General features: G+C 71.0%; 4 protein-coding genes. All 4 read right to left on the bottom strand.

The genetic code is table 11. From position 1 onward, the window contains the following. Nucleotides 1–5,602, bottom strand: a 5,602-nt coding sequence (locus tag ACFU5O_RS34395) for a beta-ketoacyl synthase N-terminal-like domain-containing protein (RefSeq protein ID WP_384246410.1), incomplete at its 3' end; no start/stop codon positions are given. Between the two features lie 34 nt (nt 5,603–5,636). Continuing rightward, nucleotides 5,637–16,235 carry an amino acid adenylation domain-containing protein gene (locus ACFU5O_RS34390; RefSeq protein ID WP_384246409.1) on the bottom strand — a complete coding sequence of 3,533 codons (10,599 nt, stop codon included), beginning with the start codon at nt 16,233–16,235 and terminating at the stop codon, nt 5,637–5,639. Nucleotides 16,236–16,237: 2 nt separating this feature from the next. Then, nucleotides 16,238–17,479: an SRPBCC family protein gene (locus ACFU5O_RS34385; protein WP_384246408.1), complete on the bottom strand. Its 1,242-nt coding sequence runs from the start codon at nt 17,477–17,479 to the stop codon at nt 16,238–16,240. 358 nt (nt 17,480–17,837) lie between these two features. Further along, nucleotides 17,838–19,079, bottom strand: coding sequence for an NAD(P)/FAD-dependent oxidoreductase (locus ACFU5O_RS34380; RefSeq protein WP_384246406.1), 1,242 nt, complete (start codon nt 19,077–19,079; stop codon nt 17,838–17,840). Nucleotides 19,080–19,133: the final 54 nt, after the last annotated feature.

Below are 19,133 nucleotides of genomic sequence, written 5' to 3'. Positions count from 1 at the left end.
GCACCACCGCCATCGCCCCCGCAGCAGGCCCCGACTGCATCAACCGCCCACGCACAGCCGCCAGACGCAACAGATCCGGCAACTCCAGCACACCCGCCGCCCAAGCCGCCGTGAGCTCACCCAGACTGTGCCCCACCACCGCATCAGGACCGATCCCCAAAGCCGCCAGACAACGCACCAGCGCCACCTGCACACTCACGATCGCCACCTGCGCATACTCGGTCCGGTCAAGCCGCCCCTGAACATCACCGAAGAGCAGATCCAACAACGGAACCCCGGCATGAGGCCCCAACAACTCGGCACACTCATCCAACGCCTCACGGAAATGCGGCTCCGTGGCATACAGACCACGGCCCATACCCGCATACTGCGACCCCTGCCCCGTGAACATGAACACCGTCGGCGCAGGAGTACTCACCCGCCGGACCCCGGCAACCCGCCCGGTCGCAACATCGTTCAACGCGCCGGCCAACTCCTGACCGGTACGACCATGAACCAACGAACCGTAACGATGAACACCACGACCGGTGTTGGCCGTGCAGGCGAAGTCACCCAGCTGATCATCCGGCATAACCGCCAACCGGTCGGCATAGGCGGCGGCAAGCGCACGCAACGCAGGCTCATCAGCCGCACTCACCCGCACCACATGACTGTCCTGCACCAACGACCCACGCACCGGCACCACCGGCGCCTCCTCGACAATCACATGCGCATTGACACCACCCATCCCGAACGCACTCACCGCAGCCCGGCGCGGACCACCACCACGACGCCACGGCCGCCCACGATCAGCCAGATAGAACGGCGTGTCCTCGAACCGAATGTGATCATTGGGACGATCCACATGCAACGTCGGCGGAATCCACTCATGCTCCATCGCCAACAACACCTTCACCAGACCCGCCAAACCCGCCGCCGGCTCCAGATGACCAATATTCGACTTCACCGACCCGATCGCACAGAACTGCGAACGACCCGTATGCCGCCGCCACGCCCGACACAACCCCTCCACCTCGATCGGATCACCCAAACTCGTCCCCGTCCCATGCGCCTCCACCAACCCGATCGACTCCGCAGAAACCCCCGCATCACCCAACGCAGCAGCGATGACGTCCCGCTGCGCGCGGGGGCTCGGTGCGGAGTAACGGGTCGTGCGTCCGCCGTGGTTGACGGCCGCTCCCTTGATCACGCCACGGATCCGGTCGTTGTCGTGCAGGGCGTCGTCGTACCGCCGCAGCACCACGGCGACGGCCCCTTCACCCGGTACGAAGCCGTCGGCGGTGCTGTCGAACGCGCGGCAGCGGTGCCGTGGTGACAGGGCCATCAGGTCGCTCATCGAGCGGAAGTACTCCGGGCTGATGGCGGCGTGCACGGCTCCGATCACGGCCGTGTCGATGTCACCCGCGCGCAGGTGCAGGAGTGCGGTGTGGATCGCGACGAGGGACGACGAGCACAAGGTGTTGACCAGTCCGCTCGGTCCGTGCCAGTCCATCAGGTAGGAGAGCCGGTTCGCGATCATCGCCTCGAGCCCCAGGCCACGCCCGTCGGGGACACCGTGACGCATCCGCTCCTCGTGGTAGTGATCGTGGCTGTACGCGATCCAGAGGCCGGTGTTGCCGCCCTGGGCCCGCTCACCGAGCCGGCCCGCGTCCTCTACGGCTTCCCAGATCGTCTCGTACACGATCCTTGCCTGCGGGTCGATCAGGGGGGCTTCCCGGGCGGAGATCCGGAACGGGGTGGGGTCGAACTCGTCCACGTTCTCCAGGAACGACGCATGCGGTGCGTGCCCGTCCGCCTCTCTGCGACGGCCTTCGGGCAGCCTGCGAACGGTGTCCCGCCCCTCGGTGAGCAACTCCGCGAAGTCCCCCAGGGTGCGGGCGGTCGGCAGCCTGACGGCCGCGCCCACCACGGCGATGTCGCGCGCGCGGGATTCGCCGGGCACGGGGCCCGCCGGGCGTGCCGTGCTGGTACGTCGTGGCGCTGTGGTGATGCGCTCCTCTGCCGACGGGGCCACCGGGTCCTGATCCTGCGCGGGGGCCGGGCCCGCTTCGGGAACGTGGACTTCCGCGGGAGCCCGGTCCTCCTCGGCTGCCGGGCCCTCTGCGGCGGGAGCCTCCTCGGGCGCCGTCGCGGACATCTCCCCGACCGGACCCGCCGCCGTCGCGGCGGCGAAGTCCGGTGCCTCGCTCACGAGGAAGTCGGCGAACTGCCGGGGGGTCGGGTACTCGAAGAAGACCGTCGGGTAGAGGGACAGGCCGTGCTCCTGGGAGATGCGCTCGCTCAGCGTCACCAGGCCCACCGAGTCGAATCCGGCGGACAGGAACTCGGTGTCCGCATGGTCCTCCGCCGTGCCCGTGAGTTGCAGGAACCAGGCGAGCACCCGCGCGGCCTCCGACCCCTGACCGCTGCGCGCCGCAGCCCTGGGCTGCGGCCGGACCGGCGTCCGGGCGACGGCGGACGCCGCGTCCGTCGTCGCCACGACCGGGACCGGGGCCGGGGCCGTGACCGGGGCCGACGCGGTGGCGGTCGGATGCGAGGTGGCCTCGGCCGGTGAAGTCGTCGGGGCGAGAGGCGCCTTTGCGGCGGAAGGTGCCTCCGAAGCCTGAGCTGCCGTGTTCTCCTCGCTGAACGCATGCGTGGGAACCCGCTTGGACGACATGTCGCCGAAGACGAGCAGCGGCCTGCCGGTCGCATCGGTGACCGTCTGCGTGACCCGGCACGCTTCGTCGTTCCAGAAGGCGATCTCCGTCCGTACGTAGGCGGCGTCGTCCAGCGTCCCGAAGACGTGCACCCGGCCCACGGAGAGCGGAATGAACGCGGAGGCGTCCGCGGCGCCGAACACCGGATTGCCCGGGTCGATCGCGGCGATGGTCACGCTGTCGAGCAGCCCCGGGAACAGCTCCACCCCGGGCGGATTCATCTCCCGCTGGCGCCCGCCTTCGATCCGGGCGAGCGTGCCGCCGTCCGGCAGGCCCGCCACCCAGGAGATGTTCCGGTAGTACCGGCCGTGGTGGTAGCCGATCCGCCGCAGCCATCGGTAGAGGCCAGAGCCCGCGTGCAGGTCGGCACAGGTACCCAGGAGGGAGTCGATCGGCACGGGCACCGGCTCGGGCGCGCGCTCCCTGGCGAGCCGGCCGGTGACGAAGACACCCCGACTCACGGCGTCCTCGACCGTGAACTGCCCCTCCGCGTCGACCCGGCACACCACCCGGTGCGCTCCTGAGGGGATCAGCGGACGGTGGAACAGGACGTCCCGCACCCCGTGGAAGGGTTCGCCGCGCAGCGCGGCCCCCTCGCGCAGGAAGTCGAACCAGCCCACTCCCGGAAGCATGATCCTCCGGTACACGGCGTGCTGGGCAACGGGTGCCTCGCCCGGTCCGAACACCCGGGAGAAGGCGTATCCCGTACCTCCCTCGTCCTGGACGAGCTCTGTGGGCGCCCCGGGTTCGGACGAGCGTCGCGGCTCGCGCAGGTCCAGGGCTCGCCCGCGCAGTTGGGCCGAGGGCAGCAGACGTCTGCTCCACGCCCTGTCCCCCTGGAACGCCACCCAGTCGATGTCCTGGCCCGCCTGGTAGAGCTCGGCGGTGATCGCGGCGAGTACCGCGGCCACTTCCCGCTCGTCCCGTGCCCCGGCGAGCCGTGAGCAGACCTCATCGCCGCTGTCGGCGCCGGCCCCGCCCGCGAGCCCGGAGGGGGCGTCGCCGTCACGCCTGAGCACGTCGGCCAGCGCCTGCTCCAGCGAGGCACGTCCTTGTACGAGATCCCCTACCGCCTCCCATCCCGGGGGCAGGTCCACCGCCCCTTCGGGCAGTCCCAGGTCGTGCAGCGCCATCGCCAGGGCGATCCCCGCGCTGATCCGCAGCAACTCACCGGAGAATTCGGCCGGCCGGACACCGGTCGCCGTCTCGAAGAGGTCCATCACCTCGTTCACGGCCGGCGTGGAGCGATCGAGGGCCAGGAGCCAGGCGGGCGGGGCAGCTTCTCCCGAGGGACGCACCGATACGGCGGCCCTCGGGCGCCCGGTCCCCACGGGTACGGGAACGTCGCCGGTGAGGAGCCACGCACGCAGGGCGGAGGCCAGCTCGTCCGCGTCGGCTCCGGATACGGCCACCCGTTCGGTACGGTGCGGGCGCGCCAGACGCGCCGTGGCGCACACGTCGCCGAGTTCGTCCGCGACCGTCGGCAGGAACTCCAGCCACTGTGCCGCCAGTTCACGCAGCGCGTACGGGCTGTCGGCCGAGAGGGGCAGGACGTGGACCGGGCGGGGCGGCGCCCCGTCGGCAGGTGCCGGCACAGAGAGGATGCGGGGGACGGCCTCGGCCACCACGTGCCCGTTCGTACCTCCGAAGCCGAATCCGCTCACCGCGGCCCGCCGTACCGGCGCCTCGGGCCAGGGGCCGTGTGTGTCGGGGAGGTAGAAGGGGCTGTCGGCCAGGTTGAGGCGTGGGTTGGGTGCGTCGACCGCCAGGCCGGGGAGCCTGCCTTCGCGCAGCGAGACGATGACCTTCGCCAGGCCGGCCAGGCCCGACGCCGAGTGCAGATGACCGATGCGGCGCTTGACGGAGCCGAGCGCCACGGAGTTCCGCGGAACGCCCAGCCGGCCGAACACCTCGGTGAGAGCCCTTACTTCGACCGGGTCGCCGATGGCGGTGCCGGTGCCGTGGGCCTCGACGTACTGGACCGTCGCCGGGTCGACCTTCTCGTACACCTTGCTCAGCAGCTCCACCTGGGCTTCCAGGTTCGGGGTGGTGACCCCCATGGTGTGACCGTCGTTGTTGACCGCGGTCTCGCTGATCGCTCCGAGGATCAGGTCACCGTCCGCCAGCGCCGACGTCATCGGCTTCAGCACGAGGGCGGCGGCCCCCTCCCCCGGCACATAGCCGTTGGCCTTGCTGTCGAAGGTCTGGCACAGGCCGTCCGGGGAGAGGGCTCCGGTACGGGAGAGCAGCACGAACGTCAGCGGGTCGATCAGCAGGTCGACCGCGCCGACCACGGCCAGCTCGCAGGCGCCGGCGGCCAGGGTCTGGCAGGCGAGCCAGACGGCCGTCAGCGAGGACGAGCAGGCGGTGTCCACGACCAGGCTGGGGCCCGACAGGTCGAAGCGGTCCGAGAGCCAGGCGGCCATGAAGTTCTGCGACCGTCCCCACAGGGCCGCGGGGACGGGACCGTCGGCGGAACCCGGCGTGCCGGTGGGGACCGGGCTCCGGCCGTGGTCGAATCCGTACGAGTTCATGCGCGCGCCGATGAAGACGCCCGCATTGAGCCGGCGCCGGGCGCCCAGGTAACCGGCGTCCTCCAGGGCACGCGCGCCGACCTCCAGCATCACCCGTTGCTGGGGGTCGAGGAACACGGCGTCCTCTGCGGTCATGCCGAACGCGTCGTGGTCGAACGAGAACGGGTCCAGCAGGAACGCGCCACGGTGGTGGGATCCCTGATGGGGGCCGTCACCGAGGTACAGATCGCGGGCCCAGCGACTGGGCGGTACCTCGTCGGCCTCGACCCCGTCGCGCCCCAGCATGTCCGCCAGGTCCACGACGTCCTCGGCTCCCGGAAGCCGTACCGCGAGTCCGATCACGGCGATGCGGCTGTCGAGCTCGCTCACGGCAGTCCTTTCGTTCGGCTCGTCGTTCATGGCGTCACCGGTCCCCGTCACGGGTGAGCAGCGGACGCAGCAACGCGCTGAGCGCCGCGGCGCGTACGTCGTCGGGCACGGAAGCAGGGACTCGTACGGAAGCGGGGACTTGTGCAGAGGCGGGGGCGGCCGGTCGGGCGGGGACGGGCGGCCCGGAGGCCGAGGGCCCGGCCGGGGCGGCAATCAGGACGAGTCCGGCCGCGATGTCGTCCGCCGTACGTGCCCGCATCAGCAGCGACGGATCCACGGTGAGGCCGCTGTGCTGCTCGAGGGCGGTGGTCAGTTCGGCGATGACCAGGGAGTCGAGCCCCAGGCCCTGGAGCGGGCGATCGCCGGGGTCCTCGCCGAGCACATGGAGGAAGGCGTCGCCGACCCGCGTGCGCATCGCTGCGGTGTCCCGTCCGGCGGACACCGGCACGGGGATCACGGTGCGGATCGCCCCCGTGGAAGCGACCGCCGTGGAACCGGGCGCCTCGGGCCCGGCCGTTCCCGTGGGACTCGTCGGCGCGGGCGTACGGAACACGGCGGGCTCGGCAGGTTCCTCGGGTTCCGCGGGTTCCTCGGGTGCGGCCTCGGCCGCGCTTCCCGGAAAGATCACGGCACCGCCCGACCGCACGTGGTCGATGAATCCGTCCAGCGCCTGATCGGCACCGATGGAGTGCGCGGCGGAGAAGGACGCGTCCGCCTCCATGCCGACGCCCGTCCAGTTGGGCCACGCATGCGCGGTGACGGTTGTCGCGGTGTCGCTCTCGCACTCGGCCAGGGCCAACTGGTAGGCGTTGGCCAGGCTGTAGTCGACCAGACCCCGGCCGGCCGACGCCTGCGTACCGGCTATCGAGGACACCAGGACGACGAAGTCGGCGCCCTGCTCCTTCGCCAGTCGTACGACGTTCAGCGAGCCGGAGACCTTGGGCGCGACCACCTTGGTGGCATCGCTCCATGGCCGCCGGTGCATCGCCCCGAACGGGTTGACGCCGCCGGAGGAGTGCACGACGCCGAGGAGTCGTCCCCAGCGCCTGCCGAGCTCCTGCTCCACGGCGGTGAGAGCAGAGGCGTCCGACACATCGCAGGGGAGGTACGTGATCTCCGCCCGGCGCATCAGTTCCCGCAGGGGAGCGGATCGCGCGGCGTCGACCGCGGACCGCCCGACGATGCCGATGCGTTTGGCTCCCCGGTCGATCAGCCGCTCGGAGAGGCGCTGCCCGACGGCGCCCAGTCCGCCGGTCACGAGGTAGTACCCGTCGGTGGGCACGTCCTGCGTCGGGCCGACCGGGGCGGGCACCATGTCCGGAACGTAGCGGATGCCGTTGCGGTAGGCCGCGACCGTACCGGCGTCCGTGCCCGTACGCGGCGCATTCGTACCCGCAGTCGCTCCCGCACCCGTACCCGTACCCGTGGCTCCGTCGGCACCGTCGGGGACCGGGTGCAGGGCGGCGAACTCCGCGGCGATCTGCCGGACCTGGGCACTTCGGGGGTCGGCCGGGTCCAGGTGGACGATCGCGGAGGGCCTCCGGTTCTCGGCGCAGGCGGCCCGGACGGCCATCGCCATGGCTGCGGCCTCGGGGCGCAGACTCCCGCGCTCCTCAGGGAGCACGGCCGCTCCCAGGTATCCCGCCCAGAGCAGCTTCCCGTGCGGCGGCAGCGACTTCATGAGGTCGCCCAACTCGGCCCAGAAGGCGCCCAGTTCCGGCGGCCCGTCGGCCCGGCCGCGGGACGCGTCGACCACGAGGGCTCCGTCGGCCCGTTGCCCCGGCTCCACGACACGCACTCCCCTGTCACGGAGAGCGGCCGTCAGCGCGTTCCTCATCGAGGGTTCCGCGGTGACCAGGCGCACCGCGGCCTGCTCCGCCGAGGGGGCGGGCGGGAGTTCACGGACGCGCCAACGGACACGGAGTGCCTGGGGCCCGGCCTCGGCCGCTGCCGACGCCGCCGCTCGGTGCATGTGCCAGTACGTCCCGCGGGCGAAGGGATACGTCGGAAGATCCGTGATGCGCGCGCCCGGAGCGGAGAGGGAGGCCCAGTCGATGTGCGCGTACCCGGCTCCGACCATGTCGGCGACGGCGCGGTGACGGTGCGGTGCGGCAGGCGAGCCGGTGCCGCTCATGGCCTTCTCGGCGGTCAGATCGATGTCGACGCGGGCGACCGGAACACTGCCGGCGGCGACGGAGCGCAGCGCCGTGGCGATCTCGGCGGCCGTATCTCCGTGCACGGCCGTCTGGAACTCCAGCGGGGAGCGGCCCACGTTGGCCGTGTGGCACAGATCGGCGGTCTCCCAGTCGTCGCGTGCCATGTCGAACCGGTCGGCGTAGGCGGCGGCGAGCGCACGCAACGCAGGCTCATCGGCCGCACTCACCCGCACCACATGACTGTCCTGCGCCAACGACCCACGCACCGGCACCACCGGCGCCTCCTCGACAATTACATGCGCATTGACACCACCCATCCCGAACGCACTTACCGCAGCCCGGCGCGGACCACCACCACGACGCCACGGCCGCCCACGATCAGCCAGATAGAACGGCGTGTCCTCGAACCGAATGTGATCATTGGGACGATCCACATGCAACGTCGGCGGAATCCACTCATGCTCCATCGCCAACAACACCTTCACCAGACCCGCCAAACCCGCCGCCGGCTCCAGATGACCAATATTCGACTTCACCGACCCGATCGCACAGAACTGCGAACGACCCGTATGCCGCCGCCACGCCCGACACAACCCCTCCACCTCGATCGGATCACCCAAACTCGTCCCCGTCCCATGCGCCTCCACCAACCCGATCGACTCCGCAGAAACCCCCGCATCACCCAACGCAGCAGCAATCACCTCATGCTGAGCCCCACTGCTCGGCACCGTCAGCCCACTCGTACGCCCACCGTGATTGACCGCCGTACCCCTGATAACCCCCCGGACCCGGTCACCGTCCCGCACAGCAGCCCGCAACGGCTTGACCACCACCGTGACCACACCCTCACCCGGCACGAACCCATCCGCACCCGCGTCGAACGCCCGCGACGCACCCGAAGGCGAGAACGACCTGAGTCGTGAGCCCAGTTGGAAGTACTGCGGCGACATCCCCATGTGCACACCCGCGACGATGGCCTGCTCGCACTCGCCGTCGCGGATGCTGCGTACCGCCGTGTGCAGGGCGACCAGGGACGACGAGCACAGCGTGTCGATCGTCATGCTCGGACCGTGCAGGTCCAGGAAATAGCTCACCCGGTTCGCGAGGATCGCGTTGTGATTGCCCAGGCCCGCCGCCGTCTGCACGACGTCACCGACGACGACGTCGCGGTAGTGCTGGTAGCTGGCGCCCACGAACACTCCCGTGGACCGCTGCCGACTCCCGGCGAGGCCCGCGTCCTCCAGGGCGCGCCAGGCGGACTGCACGAGATGGCGCTGCTGGGGGTCGATCCACTGCGCCTCGGCGGGCGCCAGCCGGAAGAACCCTGCGTCGAAGTCGTTCAGCCCCTCTACGAAGCCCGCACGCCTGAGGTACACGGTGCCGGGCTCGGCGTCCGTGGAGTAGTACGCGTCGATGTCCCAGCGTGACGCCGGTACTTCGCGCAGGCAGTCCTCCCCCGCCATGAGGACCCGCCACAGCTCCGTGGTGTCGGCGGCGTTCGGGAAGACTCCGTCGAAGCCGATGACGGCGAGGTCGTGGAGGTCCGTGGCCGCCGCCTCGACGGTCCCGCCGTGCGCCGACGGGCCCGCTGCTGCCGAGGGTACGGCTGCGGCCTCGAGTGCACCGGTGCCGTCCGTGGGCCTCCCTTCGGCAGCGGACCCGACTTCCGCAGCCGGGGACACGTGTCCGACGACCGTGCGCTGATCCGGCACCGGGGCCGGCTGGACACCGCTCCCGGAGGAGGTGCCATCGGCCGGTGCGGCCGCGACGCCGTACTCCTCACGCAGCTCGGCGGCCAGGCGGTCGACCGTACCGACCTCCAGCACCAGCGTCACCGGGATGTCGACGTCCAGCTTCGCCCGGATGTCCTGCGCCAGCGAGACGGCGAGCATCGAATCGAGCCCCTGCTCCTGCAACGGGCGGTCCGGTTCGAGGTCCTCGACGTCCATCTCCAGGGCCGCCGCCACCCACCGGGCCAGGGCGGTGTCGAGGCCGCCCGCCGCGCCCGGGACCGCCGTGGGGCGGTGACCGTTGCCCGGGGCCGCCCCTGGGGACGCGGGGTGAGAAGTACGGACTGCGTCACGCGTCGTCCCGGACCCCTTCGTCCCGGACCGTGTCGTCCTTGAGTGCGTCGGCCCGGACAACGGCGCTCCGGCCGACGGCGCCGACGAGAGTCGCTTCCAGGTGATCCCGCGAGCCTCCAGCACGGCTTCGTCGCCGTCGAGGATCACCAGGCTCGCGGTCAGCAGACCCGAGTCCGGTCCCGTGTCCCGGTCGCGCCGGGCGTACACCCGGGCGTTGCCGGGAAGGCGGCCGAGGACGCTGAGCCGTTCGATGGTGAAGGGCACGTACAGTCCCTCCGCGCCGCACGCCGCGAGGGCGACCTGAAAAGCACCGTCGAGGAGCCGGGCGTCCACCACACCCGTGGGCGGCGTGTCCGCGCGCAGCACCCCCATCGCCTCGCCCTGCGTGGCGGTCAGCGAGGCAACGGTGCGGAAGCCGGCGCCGTAGGCGAGCCCGTCGCGTTCGAAGGCGCGGTACATGGCGTCGAGCGACACGGCGGCGAATCCGTCGCCGGACGCCGGCGCGGCGAGTACCGGCCGCTCGGGACCGGTCACCTCCGCGTTGCAGACAAGGGCGCCGCTGCCGTCGCGGAAGGCGACCGAGGTTCCGTCGCGTTCGGCCGAGAGGGCCGTGGGAGCTTCGACGGCCACGCGGAAGGTCATGTCCCGCAGGCCGAAGCGGTCCCGGCCGATGAGTTCCGCCACCTTGCCGGGGTACGCGGCCCCGGGGAGGGTCGGCCTGCCGAGGACCACGTGCTCCGCGGCTTCCGGTAGCTCCGTCCACGAACTCGTCGTACGACCGGCCGGGGCATCGCCGGTGTGCGTTTCGTCGGCCGTGGCGTCATCGGCCGGAGTACCGCTCCCCGGAGCGCCGCCGCGCGGCCCGCTCGCGGCGGCCGGCGTCCCGGCAGGCTCCAGCCAGAGGTACTTCTCATCGTGCGGCGCGGTCGGGAAGCGAACGCCGGCACGGCGCTGCCCGGCGGGAAGGTCCATACCGGCGACGAACTTCCGCGCCGCCGAGTCGAGTGCCTCCCGGTTCGCTGCGGCACCGATGGGCGCCGCAGTCGTGCGCCCGGTCTCGGGAGCGACCCCGACGTAGAGGGAACGGGTGTCGTCCACCCCGGCCAGGAACAGCCGCAGCTTGTCGTCGAGTTGTTCGACGCTGTCCGCCACGCAGGCCAGACGGTGGGTCGCCGCCGGGCGCTGCCGGCTCGCCTCGCTCAGGGCCGTCAGGGAAGGGCAGTATGAGGAGCGCAGCATCAGCACGAGCCGGTGCGTCAGGGTGCGCAGCGCGGTCTCCGATCCCGCCGACAGGGTGAGCAGGCGCGGTCCCCTGTCCGTGGGCCCGGACACTGCGCCGGGGGCCGCTTCGACCACTGTGTGGGCGTTCGCGCCGCCGAAGCCGAAGCTGCTGACCCCTGCGACCCGCCGCCCGGCCCACGGAAGGAGACGGTCGGCGACGAACAGGGGCGAGCTTTCGAAGTCGAAGGATTTGTTCGGGGTGCTGAAGTTGAGGGACGGCGGGATGCATCCGGCTTGGAGCGCGAGAATCGTCTTGATCAGTCCGGCGATGCCTGCGGCGGGTTCCAGGTGGCCGATGTTCGTCTTCACGGAGCCCACGGCGACCGGCCGGGCGGCCGTATCGCCCAGGACCGCCTGCAGGGCTTCGAGTTCGATGAGGTCGCCGAGCTGTGTGCCGGTGCCGTGCGCCTCGACGTAACCGATGTCGACGGCGGTGAGCCCGGAGGCCACCAGTGCCTTGCGCAGCACCGCTTCCTGTGCCGGCCTGCTGGGCGCCGTCAGGAAGCCGGCACTTCCGCCGGTGTGGTTGACGGCGGTGCCGCGGATCACGGCGAGGACGGGGTCACCGTCGCGTTCGGCGTCGGCGAGCCGTTTGAGGACGACGACACCGCAGCCCTCTCCGCGTACGTATCCGTCGGCCTCATGGTCGAAGGCCCGGCACACGCCCTGAGGGGACAGCATCCCGTTGCGTGCGAAGGAACGCGTCTTGTCCGGGGTCAGGACCAGGTTCGCCGCGCCGACCACGGCGGCGTCCACCTCGCCCGTTCGCAGGTGCATGGCCGCCTGGTGGAGTGCGACGAGTGAGGACGAGCATGCCGTGTCGACGGCGAAACTCGGCCCCGACCAGTCGAAGACGTGCGAAAGCCGGTTGGCGACCATGGAGATGGCGGTACCCGTCGCCACGTGCGGGTCGCCATGGCCGATGCTCCGCGCCACCAGGTCCGGGAAGTCGCTCGCGATGGTGCCGATGAACACTCCGGTGTCGGTACCGAGCGATGTGTGGTCGTGGCCGCAGCTCTCCAGCGCCTCCGCGGTCACGCTGAGCAGGATCCGCTGCAGAGGGTCCAGTCGCCGGGCCTCGCGGTCCGTGAGGCCGAAGCGTGCGGCGTCGAAGAACTCGATGCCGTCGACCCACCCCGCCGGAATGTCGTCGGTGTCGGACCACAGGTGGTTCCAGCCGCGCTTGCCGTCCGGCAGTTGCCCCAAGCTGGAGACTCCGTTGACGAGATTGAGCCAGAACTCGTCCGGGGTGGTGGCCCCCGGAAAGCGGCACGCCATGCCGATGACGGCGAGGGCGTCGTCGTCGGCGGCGTCCCGCCGCGTCGGCCCGTTCAGGGCGTCCGTCGGCGTCGCCGCTGCCGTCGCGACCGGAACAGGCCTTTCCACGTGCGCCGGTTCAGGTACGGATACGGAGTCCTCCGCGAGGGCATCGTCCGCTTCCGCCGCGGCGACCGCCGGCCCGACGCCCGCGCCCGCTTCGGACTTCTCCGCCTCGGGCAGTTCCGCTTCGGAGACTTCCGCTTCGGTCCCGACGATCCGCACCAGGCCCTCGTCACCCAGCAGCCGGGCCAGCTTGGCCGGGGTTCCGGTCGCGAAGATGGCCGGCGCGGTGATCTCGGCGTCCAGCTCACCGCTGAGCCGCACGGCGGCGATCGTGACGTTGGCCGAATCGCCGCCCAGGTCGAAGAAGTTGGCGTCCACGGCGAAGCTGCTGTGCCCGACCGTGGCCGCGAAGACCCGCGCGATCGACTCCGCCAGCGCCTCCTTGGTCATGCCGCTCGCCGTGACGCCGCCCGCCGGCCGTGCCCGATCGCCCGTACGCGGCGACGCCACGCGCTTCGGCTCCGCGGGTGCCACGGCGGGTGCCACAGCGGCGGGAGCGGCGGTGGAACGGATGATGTTGTCCCGCGTCGGCAGTGGCAGCCGGGCCCGCGCGACCTTGCCGTTGTCGGTCAACGGGAGGGCGTCGATGTGCAGGTAGGCGTCGGGCACCATGTAGTCGGGCAGCAAACCGGCCACGAAGTCGTCCAGTTGGGCCTTCGCCGGCGCGCCGGCGCCGACCAGGTAGGCGGTCAGTCGCGGTTCACCGCCGCCCTCGAACCGCGCGGCGACGACCACGGCCGCCGTGATGCCGCTGAACCGTTCCAGGACCCGCTCGATCTCCGCGGGCTCGATGCGGTTGCCACGCACCTTCACCTGGGCGTCGACGCGGCCGAGCCACTGGATCCGGCCGTCGTCGTGGAGCCGCACCTCGTCGCCGGTCCGGTAGAGACGTACCCCGGTGACGGGGTGGACGGTGAAGACCTCCGCCGTGAGGTCCGGGCGGCCCGCGTAACCGCGCGCGAGCCCGGCACCCGAGAGGTACAGCTCCCCCGTCGTACCCGGGGCGCTCGGCTCCAACCGCTCGTCCAGGACGTGCAGTTCCATGTTCGGGAGCGGCTCGCCCAAGGGCAGGAAGGCGCCCACCGTGGTGACGTGGTGGCACGACGCCCAGATGGTCGCCTCGGTCGGCCCGTACAGGTTCCACAGATCGCGCGCCGATGTGTGCAGGTCCTCGGCGGTCGCCGGCGGCAGGGCCTCGCCGCCCGAGAGGACGGTGAGCTCCGAGTGCGGTGTCCAGCCGGTGGCCAGCAGGAGGCGCCACATGCTCGGCGTCGCCTGGGCGACGGTCACCTCGCGGGTCAGCTCGGCCAGTTGGCGTGGGTCGCGGGCCGCCTCGCGGGCCGCGAGGAGGACCGTCGCACCGGCCGTCAGGGGGAGGAGCAGCTCCAGCAGGGAGATGTCGAAGGCCACGGTCGTGTGCGCGAGCATGATGTCGTCGGCCGAGGATCCCAGGCGCTCGCCGATGCCGGTGAGGAAGTTCGCCAGGGCTCCGTGCTCCACCTCCACGCCCTTCGGGTCGCCGGTCGACCCGCTGGTGAACAGCATGTAGGCGAGGTCGTGGGCACCGACCCGCGGCGGCACCGCCTGCGCCGAACCGTCCGGCTCGGGCACGCGCAGCGCGCTTCCCAGCGACTCGCCCAGGGCGTGGGTGCGCACGTCGGTGACGATGAGGTCGCACTGCGACACGTCCACGTACCGGTGCAGCCGCTCCGCGGGATATCCCGGGTCCAGCGGCAGGAAGGCGGCACCGGCCCGCAGGACGCCGAGGACGGCGGGGATCAGATGGATGCCTCGTTCCACCAGCACGCCGACGACCGATCCGGCCTCTATGCCCTGGTCGTGCAGGCGGGCGGCGATCGCGTCCGCCCAGGCGTCCAGGGCGGCGTAGTCGAGTGTGCGGTCACCGCTGCGGACCGCGACGGCACCGGGCCGGTCGGCGACCGTGGCGGCGATCAGGTCCAGCACGGTCCTGTCGGCCGGCGCCTGGGCCTGTCCCCGCACCTGCGTCTGTGTCCAGGCCACGGGCTCGGATTCGGGCTCGGCGCCGGACTCGGCATCGGCATCGACGGGTTCCGCAGGTACGTTCGGAAGCGGGTGCTCCGCACCGGCCTTCGCGGACGCGGCGTCGGCGCCGTCCTGCTGGGCGGTGGGCAGTACGTCCTCACCGTGCAGCAGCGCCCTCAGGGCGACGTCCTCGACGCGCTCGGTGAACGCCAGCGCTTCCTCCGGCCCCATCGCGGTCTCCCGTACGAACACCGTGGGAGGACCGTCCTGCAGGCACAGCAACGCGATCTCGGTGTGCGGCTCCGCCGACGCCTCCTCGCCCGCGAGCCGCTCGAGGACCATGACCCTGGTGAACGTCGGCTCGTCGGAGCCCAACGGTCGTCCCGCGATACCGAGGCGGACCTCGAGGTCGCCGGCGTAGCCCTTCCGGGCAGCCACCTCGTCCAGCTTCTCCCGCAGTGACGGCGTGCTGTCGCCGTCGAACCGCACGGGGAAGCGCGAGGCGGCGATGCCGTGGGTCTCCTCGGCGAGTGCGCGCGCCGCCGACGGCGACCAGGCGAAGTCGAAGGTGCTCTCTCCCGTGCGCTCCGCCACGACGTCGAGGAAGGCGCGGACGACCGCGACCGCCTCATCGCGGGAGCCCGGCACGAAGGCCAGCTCGTAACGCCCGTAGTGCGCGGAAGCGGCGGAGAAGTCGTCGGCGGGCAGCGGCGCGGGGCGCATCCGCTCCAGGCGCGCGCGCCACCACGGCTCGTTCGCCCGCAGTTGCTTCTGGGCGGCGGCGATGGCCGCCAGCCGTTCGTCCGAGACGGCGGGGAGCGGTGCCCCCTGGGTGATGCCCAGTCGCTGAGCGGCGGCCTGCCCGCTGAGGGCGCTCCCGTCGACGGCGGTGCAGTCGCTCAGGACGATGTCCGCGTCGGGGGCGGACAGGGTGATCGCGGACGTGGTCACAGAAAGGACGGTGGTCCCGGTACGGGGTTCGTCCCGAGGGATGCGCCTGACCTGCCGGGTGAAGACCGCGCCCTGTTCGGTGACGAGGGTCGGAACGCCGAGCGGGTTGGGGAAGGAGCCGTAGTCGAGGGCCTTGGAGATACGCTCGGCTTCGGCGGCGGAGATGCCGGAGTGGATCAGCCCGCCGGAGGCCATGCGGTCGGACCGCCGGTAGAACCGCCGCTCACGGTCGCTCGTGTCGATCGGTTCGGGCAGTGCCCCGGCCACCACGTGCGGTACGAGGTCGCCGAAGAGCTCGATGCCGGCCTCGGCCGTCTCGTAGGTCAGCGACAGGGCGGTGGAGTGCTCGCGGACGGGGAACCAGCGCTCCAGCAGCACACTTCCTGCATCCACGGCCTCGGTCATGAGGTGCCAGGTCGCCGCGTGCCGCGTCGCGCCCTCGTACAGCGCCCAGGCGGGGACGTGGCTGCCGGAGTACCGGGGCAGAGGACCGTCATGGAAGTTGACGGCGGCGATCCTGGGGAGGCCGAGTACCTCACCGGACAGGATCCGGAAGTTGACCATGCTGAAGAGGTAGTCGAACGGCTGCTCCGAGAGCGCCGCCCGCAGGTCGGTGTGCGGGTCGAGCACGGGAACGGCGTGCTCGCCGGCCCATGCGGCCACGGCGGGATCGTTGCTGAAGATGCCCTCGATCCGGACGCCCGCGTCGACGAGCTGCGCGGCGCACCGGGTGAGCACCCGGGTCGCGCCGATGAGGAAGCAGTTGGTCGCCATGCTCACCCCTGGGCCTCTGCGGGCCCGGTGTGCAGGGCCGGGGCCGCGCTCGTCGCGGTCCGCGCGGTGTCCGCGGTCCGCTCCGTATCCGCGGTCCGCTCCGTGTCCGCGGTCTCGGCGGCGACCCAGGCGTCGATCTGGGAGACGACTTCCTCGTCGAGGGAGAGCTGTCCGGGGGTCCACATCGGGTTCGACAGACCGCGGTGTGTGCGCTCGCACATCTCCCAGTCCTCGTAGTTCGCCTTGTCCCACAGCGCGAACACGGCCTCGTGGGAGAAGTCGCTCTTGGCGGTCTCCGAGGGGTGGAAAAGCCAGAAGTGGCGGACGTAGCAGGTGCCGGGGCTCTCGGGCCAGACCCACTGCATCATCACGTAGTCGGCGGTGAAGCCGAACAGCAGGTTGGGCAGGATGGTGATCCAGTTGATCTTCTGCCGGTCCCCGTCGGGCACGAGCGGAATCGGCGAGCGCCGGCTGCGCCCCGTCATGGAAACGGAGTTGTAGCCGCCGCGGATCGACTGCCAGGCCCCGACGATGTCGCCCTTGAGGTCATAGGTGCCGGCGTCGTCGAAGTCGGTGATGCGGTGGAGGTCCTTGTGTGCCGTGGGGAAGTGCAGACTCTCGTTGACGTTGTGCGCGACGAGTTTCCAGTTGGAGGCGACCGGATAGTCCTTCGCCTGCACGCACTCCAGCTCGGCGAGCTCATAGACACGCGCGAACTCGCCGAACTCGCCCAGGGACACGTCGAGGTCGGGGGCGTCGTCGGAGAAGCTGATGAACACGACTCCGTGGCGGATCTCGGTGCGTACGGGCAGCAGCCCGTTCTTCTCCTTCTCGAAGAAGTGGTCGAAGTAGGTGCCGTTGAGGCTCTTGAGCTTGCCGTTGCGGTCGTACACCCAGCAGTGGTAGAGGCAGACCAGGCTCTGACGCTTGCCGGTGGACTCCTCCACGAGCTTGTAGCCCCGGTGCCGGCAGTAGTTGTGGTACGCCTGGATCCCGTTGTCGCCGTGGATGATCAGGACGGAGCCGGTGCCGATGTTCAGGGTGCTGTAGGCGCCCTTCTCCTTCAGCCGGGACACATGGTCCACCGGCAGCCAGCGGCGGCCGTAGATACGGGACATCTCCCGCCGGTGCTGCTCCTCGCCGGTGTAGAACTCGTGTGACCTGCCGATACCGCCTGTCTCGAAGTAGGGCCTCTCCTCGCCCTGCTCACTGATGAGATCGAACATGCTGGACGCGCGCGTCATCTGCTGGGCTCCCTCATGGGTGAGGTGCATGGAATGCGGTGACCGAGTGCCGATCGCCCCGGGCCACGGGGCGTAGGAGTGGACGGCCCGATGCCCGGGGACCGGGGAACGGTGGGACGACCGGGGAGTGGGTGGCTGCGGATCCACCGGGGCACGACCGCCCGGAGGACGCCGCGGCGGGCACCCCGGGGCTCCGCGGTGTCACGGCAGCGGGCTCTGAGGGAACGCGGCCTGTACGCAGCGGGGCGCGACAGGCGCCGACGGCGGCAGGGCGTAGGACGCCCCGCCCCGGCGCGTGCCGCCGGCCGCTCGGGGCCGCAGCACCGACCGCATCAGGCGGCCGGGGCGGGCGGTCCGGTCAGGCGGTCGGGTCGTAGATCCGCTTCTCCTGCGGAACCCCCGCGTCGTCGTAGAGACGCTCGAGCGCATCCGGCGAGTAGATCTCGTGGTCCTCGACGACTCCGCCGATCAGGCCGAGCATCTTGTTGGTCCACTCCTGGCTCGTGCTCATCGCGGCCATCGTGGTCTCGAAGAACGGCGGGAGTTCGGTGAGTTCGCCGAGCGTGGTGGTGAAGTCGTAGACGCCCGCACTCTCCTCGTCGCGGACCTTGTTGTACTCGGCCAGCGCCTCCTCCATCGGCCGGTCGCCGGACAGACCTTCGTGGATGCGGTCGGCGAGGAGCTCTCCGTGGACGAAGGCGTCCGTGATGCCCCATCCCGTGTAGGGGTCCTTGTGGTAGCCGGCGTCGCCCACGAGCGCCCAACCCGGGCCGTACGCACGGCGGTAGTAGTTGTCCGGGTAGCGCATGGGCTTGAAGTCCTCCTCACGCCGGCCCTGTTCACGCAGCTGCGCGCCCATCTCCGGGGAGACGTCGTCGAAGACGGCCTGGAAGCGGGCCTCGACGTCCTGGCGGAACTCCTTGAGCCGGCGCCGGGTGCAGATGGTGGCCAGCATGCTCAGACCGTCGTTCGTCGGCCAGGTGCCGAACCACTGCTCGTTGAACCCGGTCTTGTGGTGCAGGCCCCAGTCCAGGCCGCTGTAGTACGAGTAGTAGATGAATCCGGCCGCGGGGCGCACGTTGTACAGCTCCGCACCGACCTTCTTGGCGACCGTGGAGTGGAAGCCGTCGGCGCCGACGACCAGGGCCGCGCGGAACTCCTGCTCCGGTCCTTCTCCCTCTCGTCCGCGGATACCGGTCACACGGCCGTCGGAGAAGATCAGGTCGGATACGGTGAACCCCTCGATGACCTCGGCGCCGGCCCGGCGGGCGGCGTTGACCAGGATCTCGTCGAGCACGGTGCGGCGCGGGCAGTACACGGCGTCGATCCCGTCCACGGGTTCGGCGAACCCGTTGAGGTCGATGCCCCGGTACGAGTAGTGCATCTTCCTGATCGCCGGGGTCTTCGCGGCTACGACCTCGTCAAGAAGGCCCCAGCCCTGGAGCCGCAGGAGTCCCGCCTGATGAATGTAGTGGGTCGATACCGTGTCGCTGGGAAAGGAAGCCCTGTCCACCGCGAGAACCCGGTGTCCCTGCCGTGCCAGGAGCATCGCAACCGGAGATCCGGCGCAGCGGGCACCCACAACAATGACGTCGTACACGTGTTTCCCCCTGGGTGAGTCAGTTCGAGGCGCAGGCGCACTTTCGGTCAACGG

The sequence above is a fragment of the Streptomyces sp. NPDC057445 genome, assembly GCF_042802855.1.
Classification (GTDB): domain Bacteria; phylum Actinomycetota; class Actinomycetes; order Streptomycetales; family Streptomycetaceae; genus Streptomyces.
This window is presented reverse-complemented; position numbering and strand designations above follow the sequence as displayed.

Excerpts from the sequence above, each read along its gene's own strand:
- ACFU5O_RS34385 (WP_384246408.1), bottom strand. The coding sequence starts at position 17,479 with ATGACGCGCGCGTCCAGCATGTTCGATCTCATCAGTGAGCAGGGCGAG.
- ACFU5O_RS34390 (WP_384246409.1), bottom strand. The coding sequence starts at position 16,235 with ATGGCGACCAACTGCTTCCTCATCGGCGCGACCCGGGTGCTCACCCGG.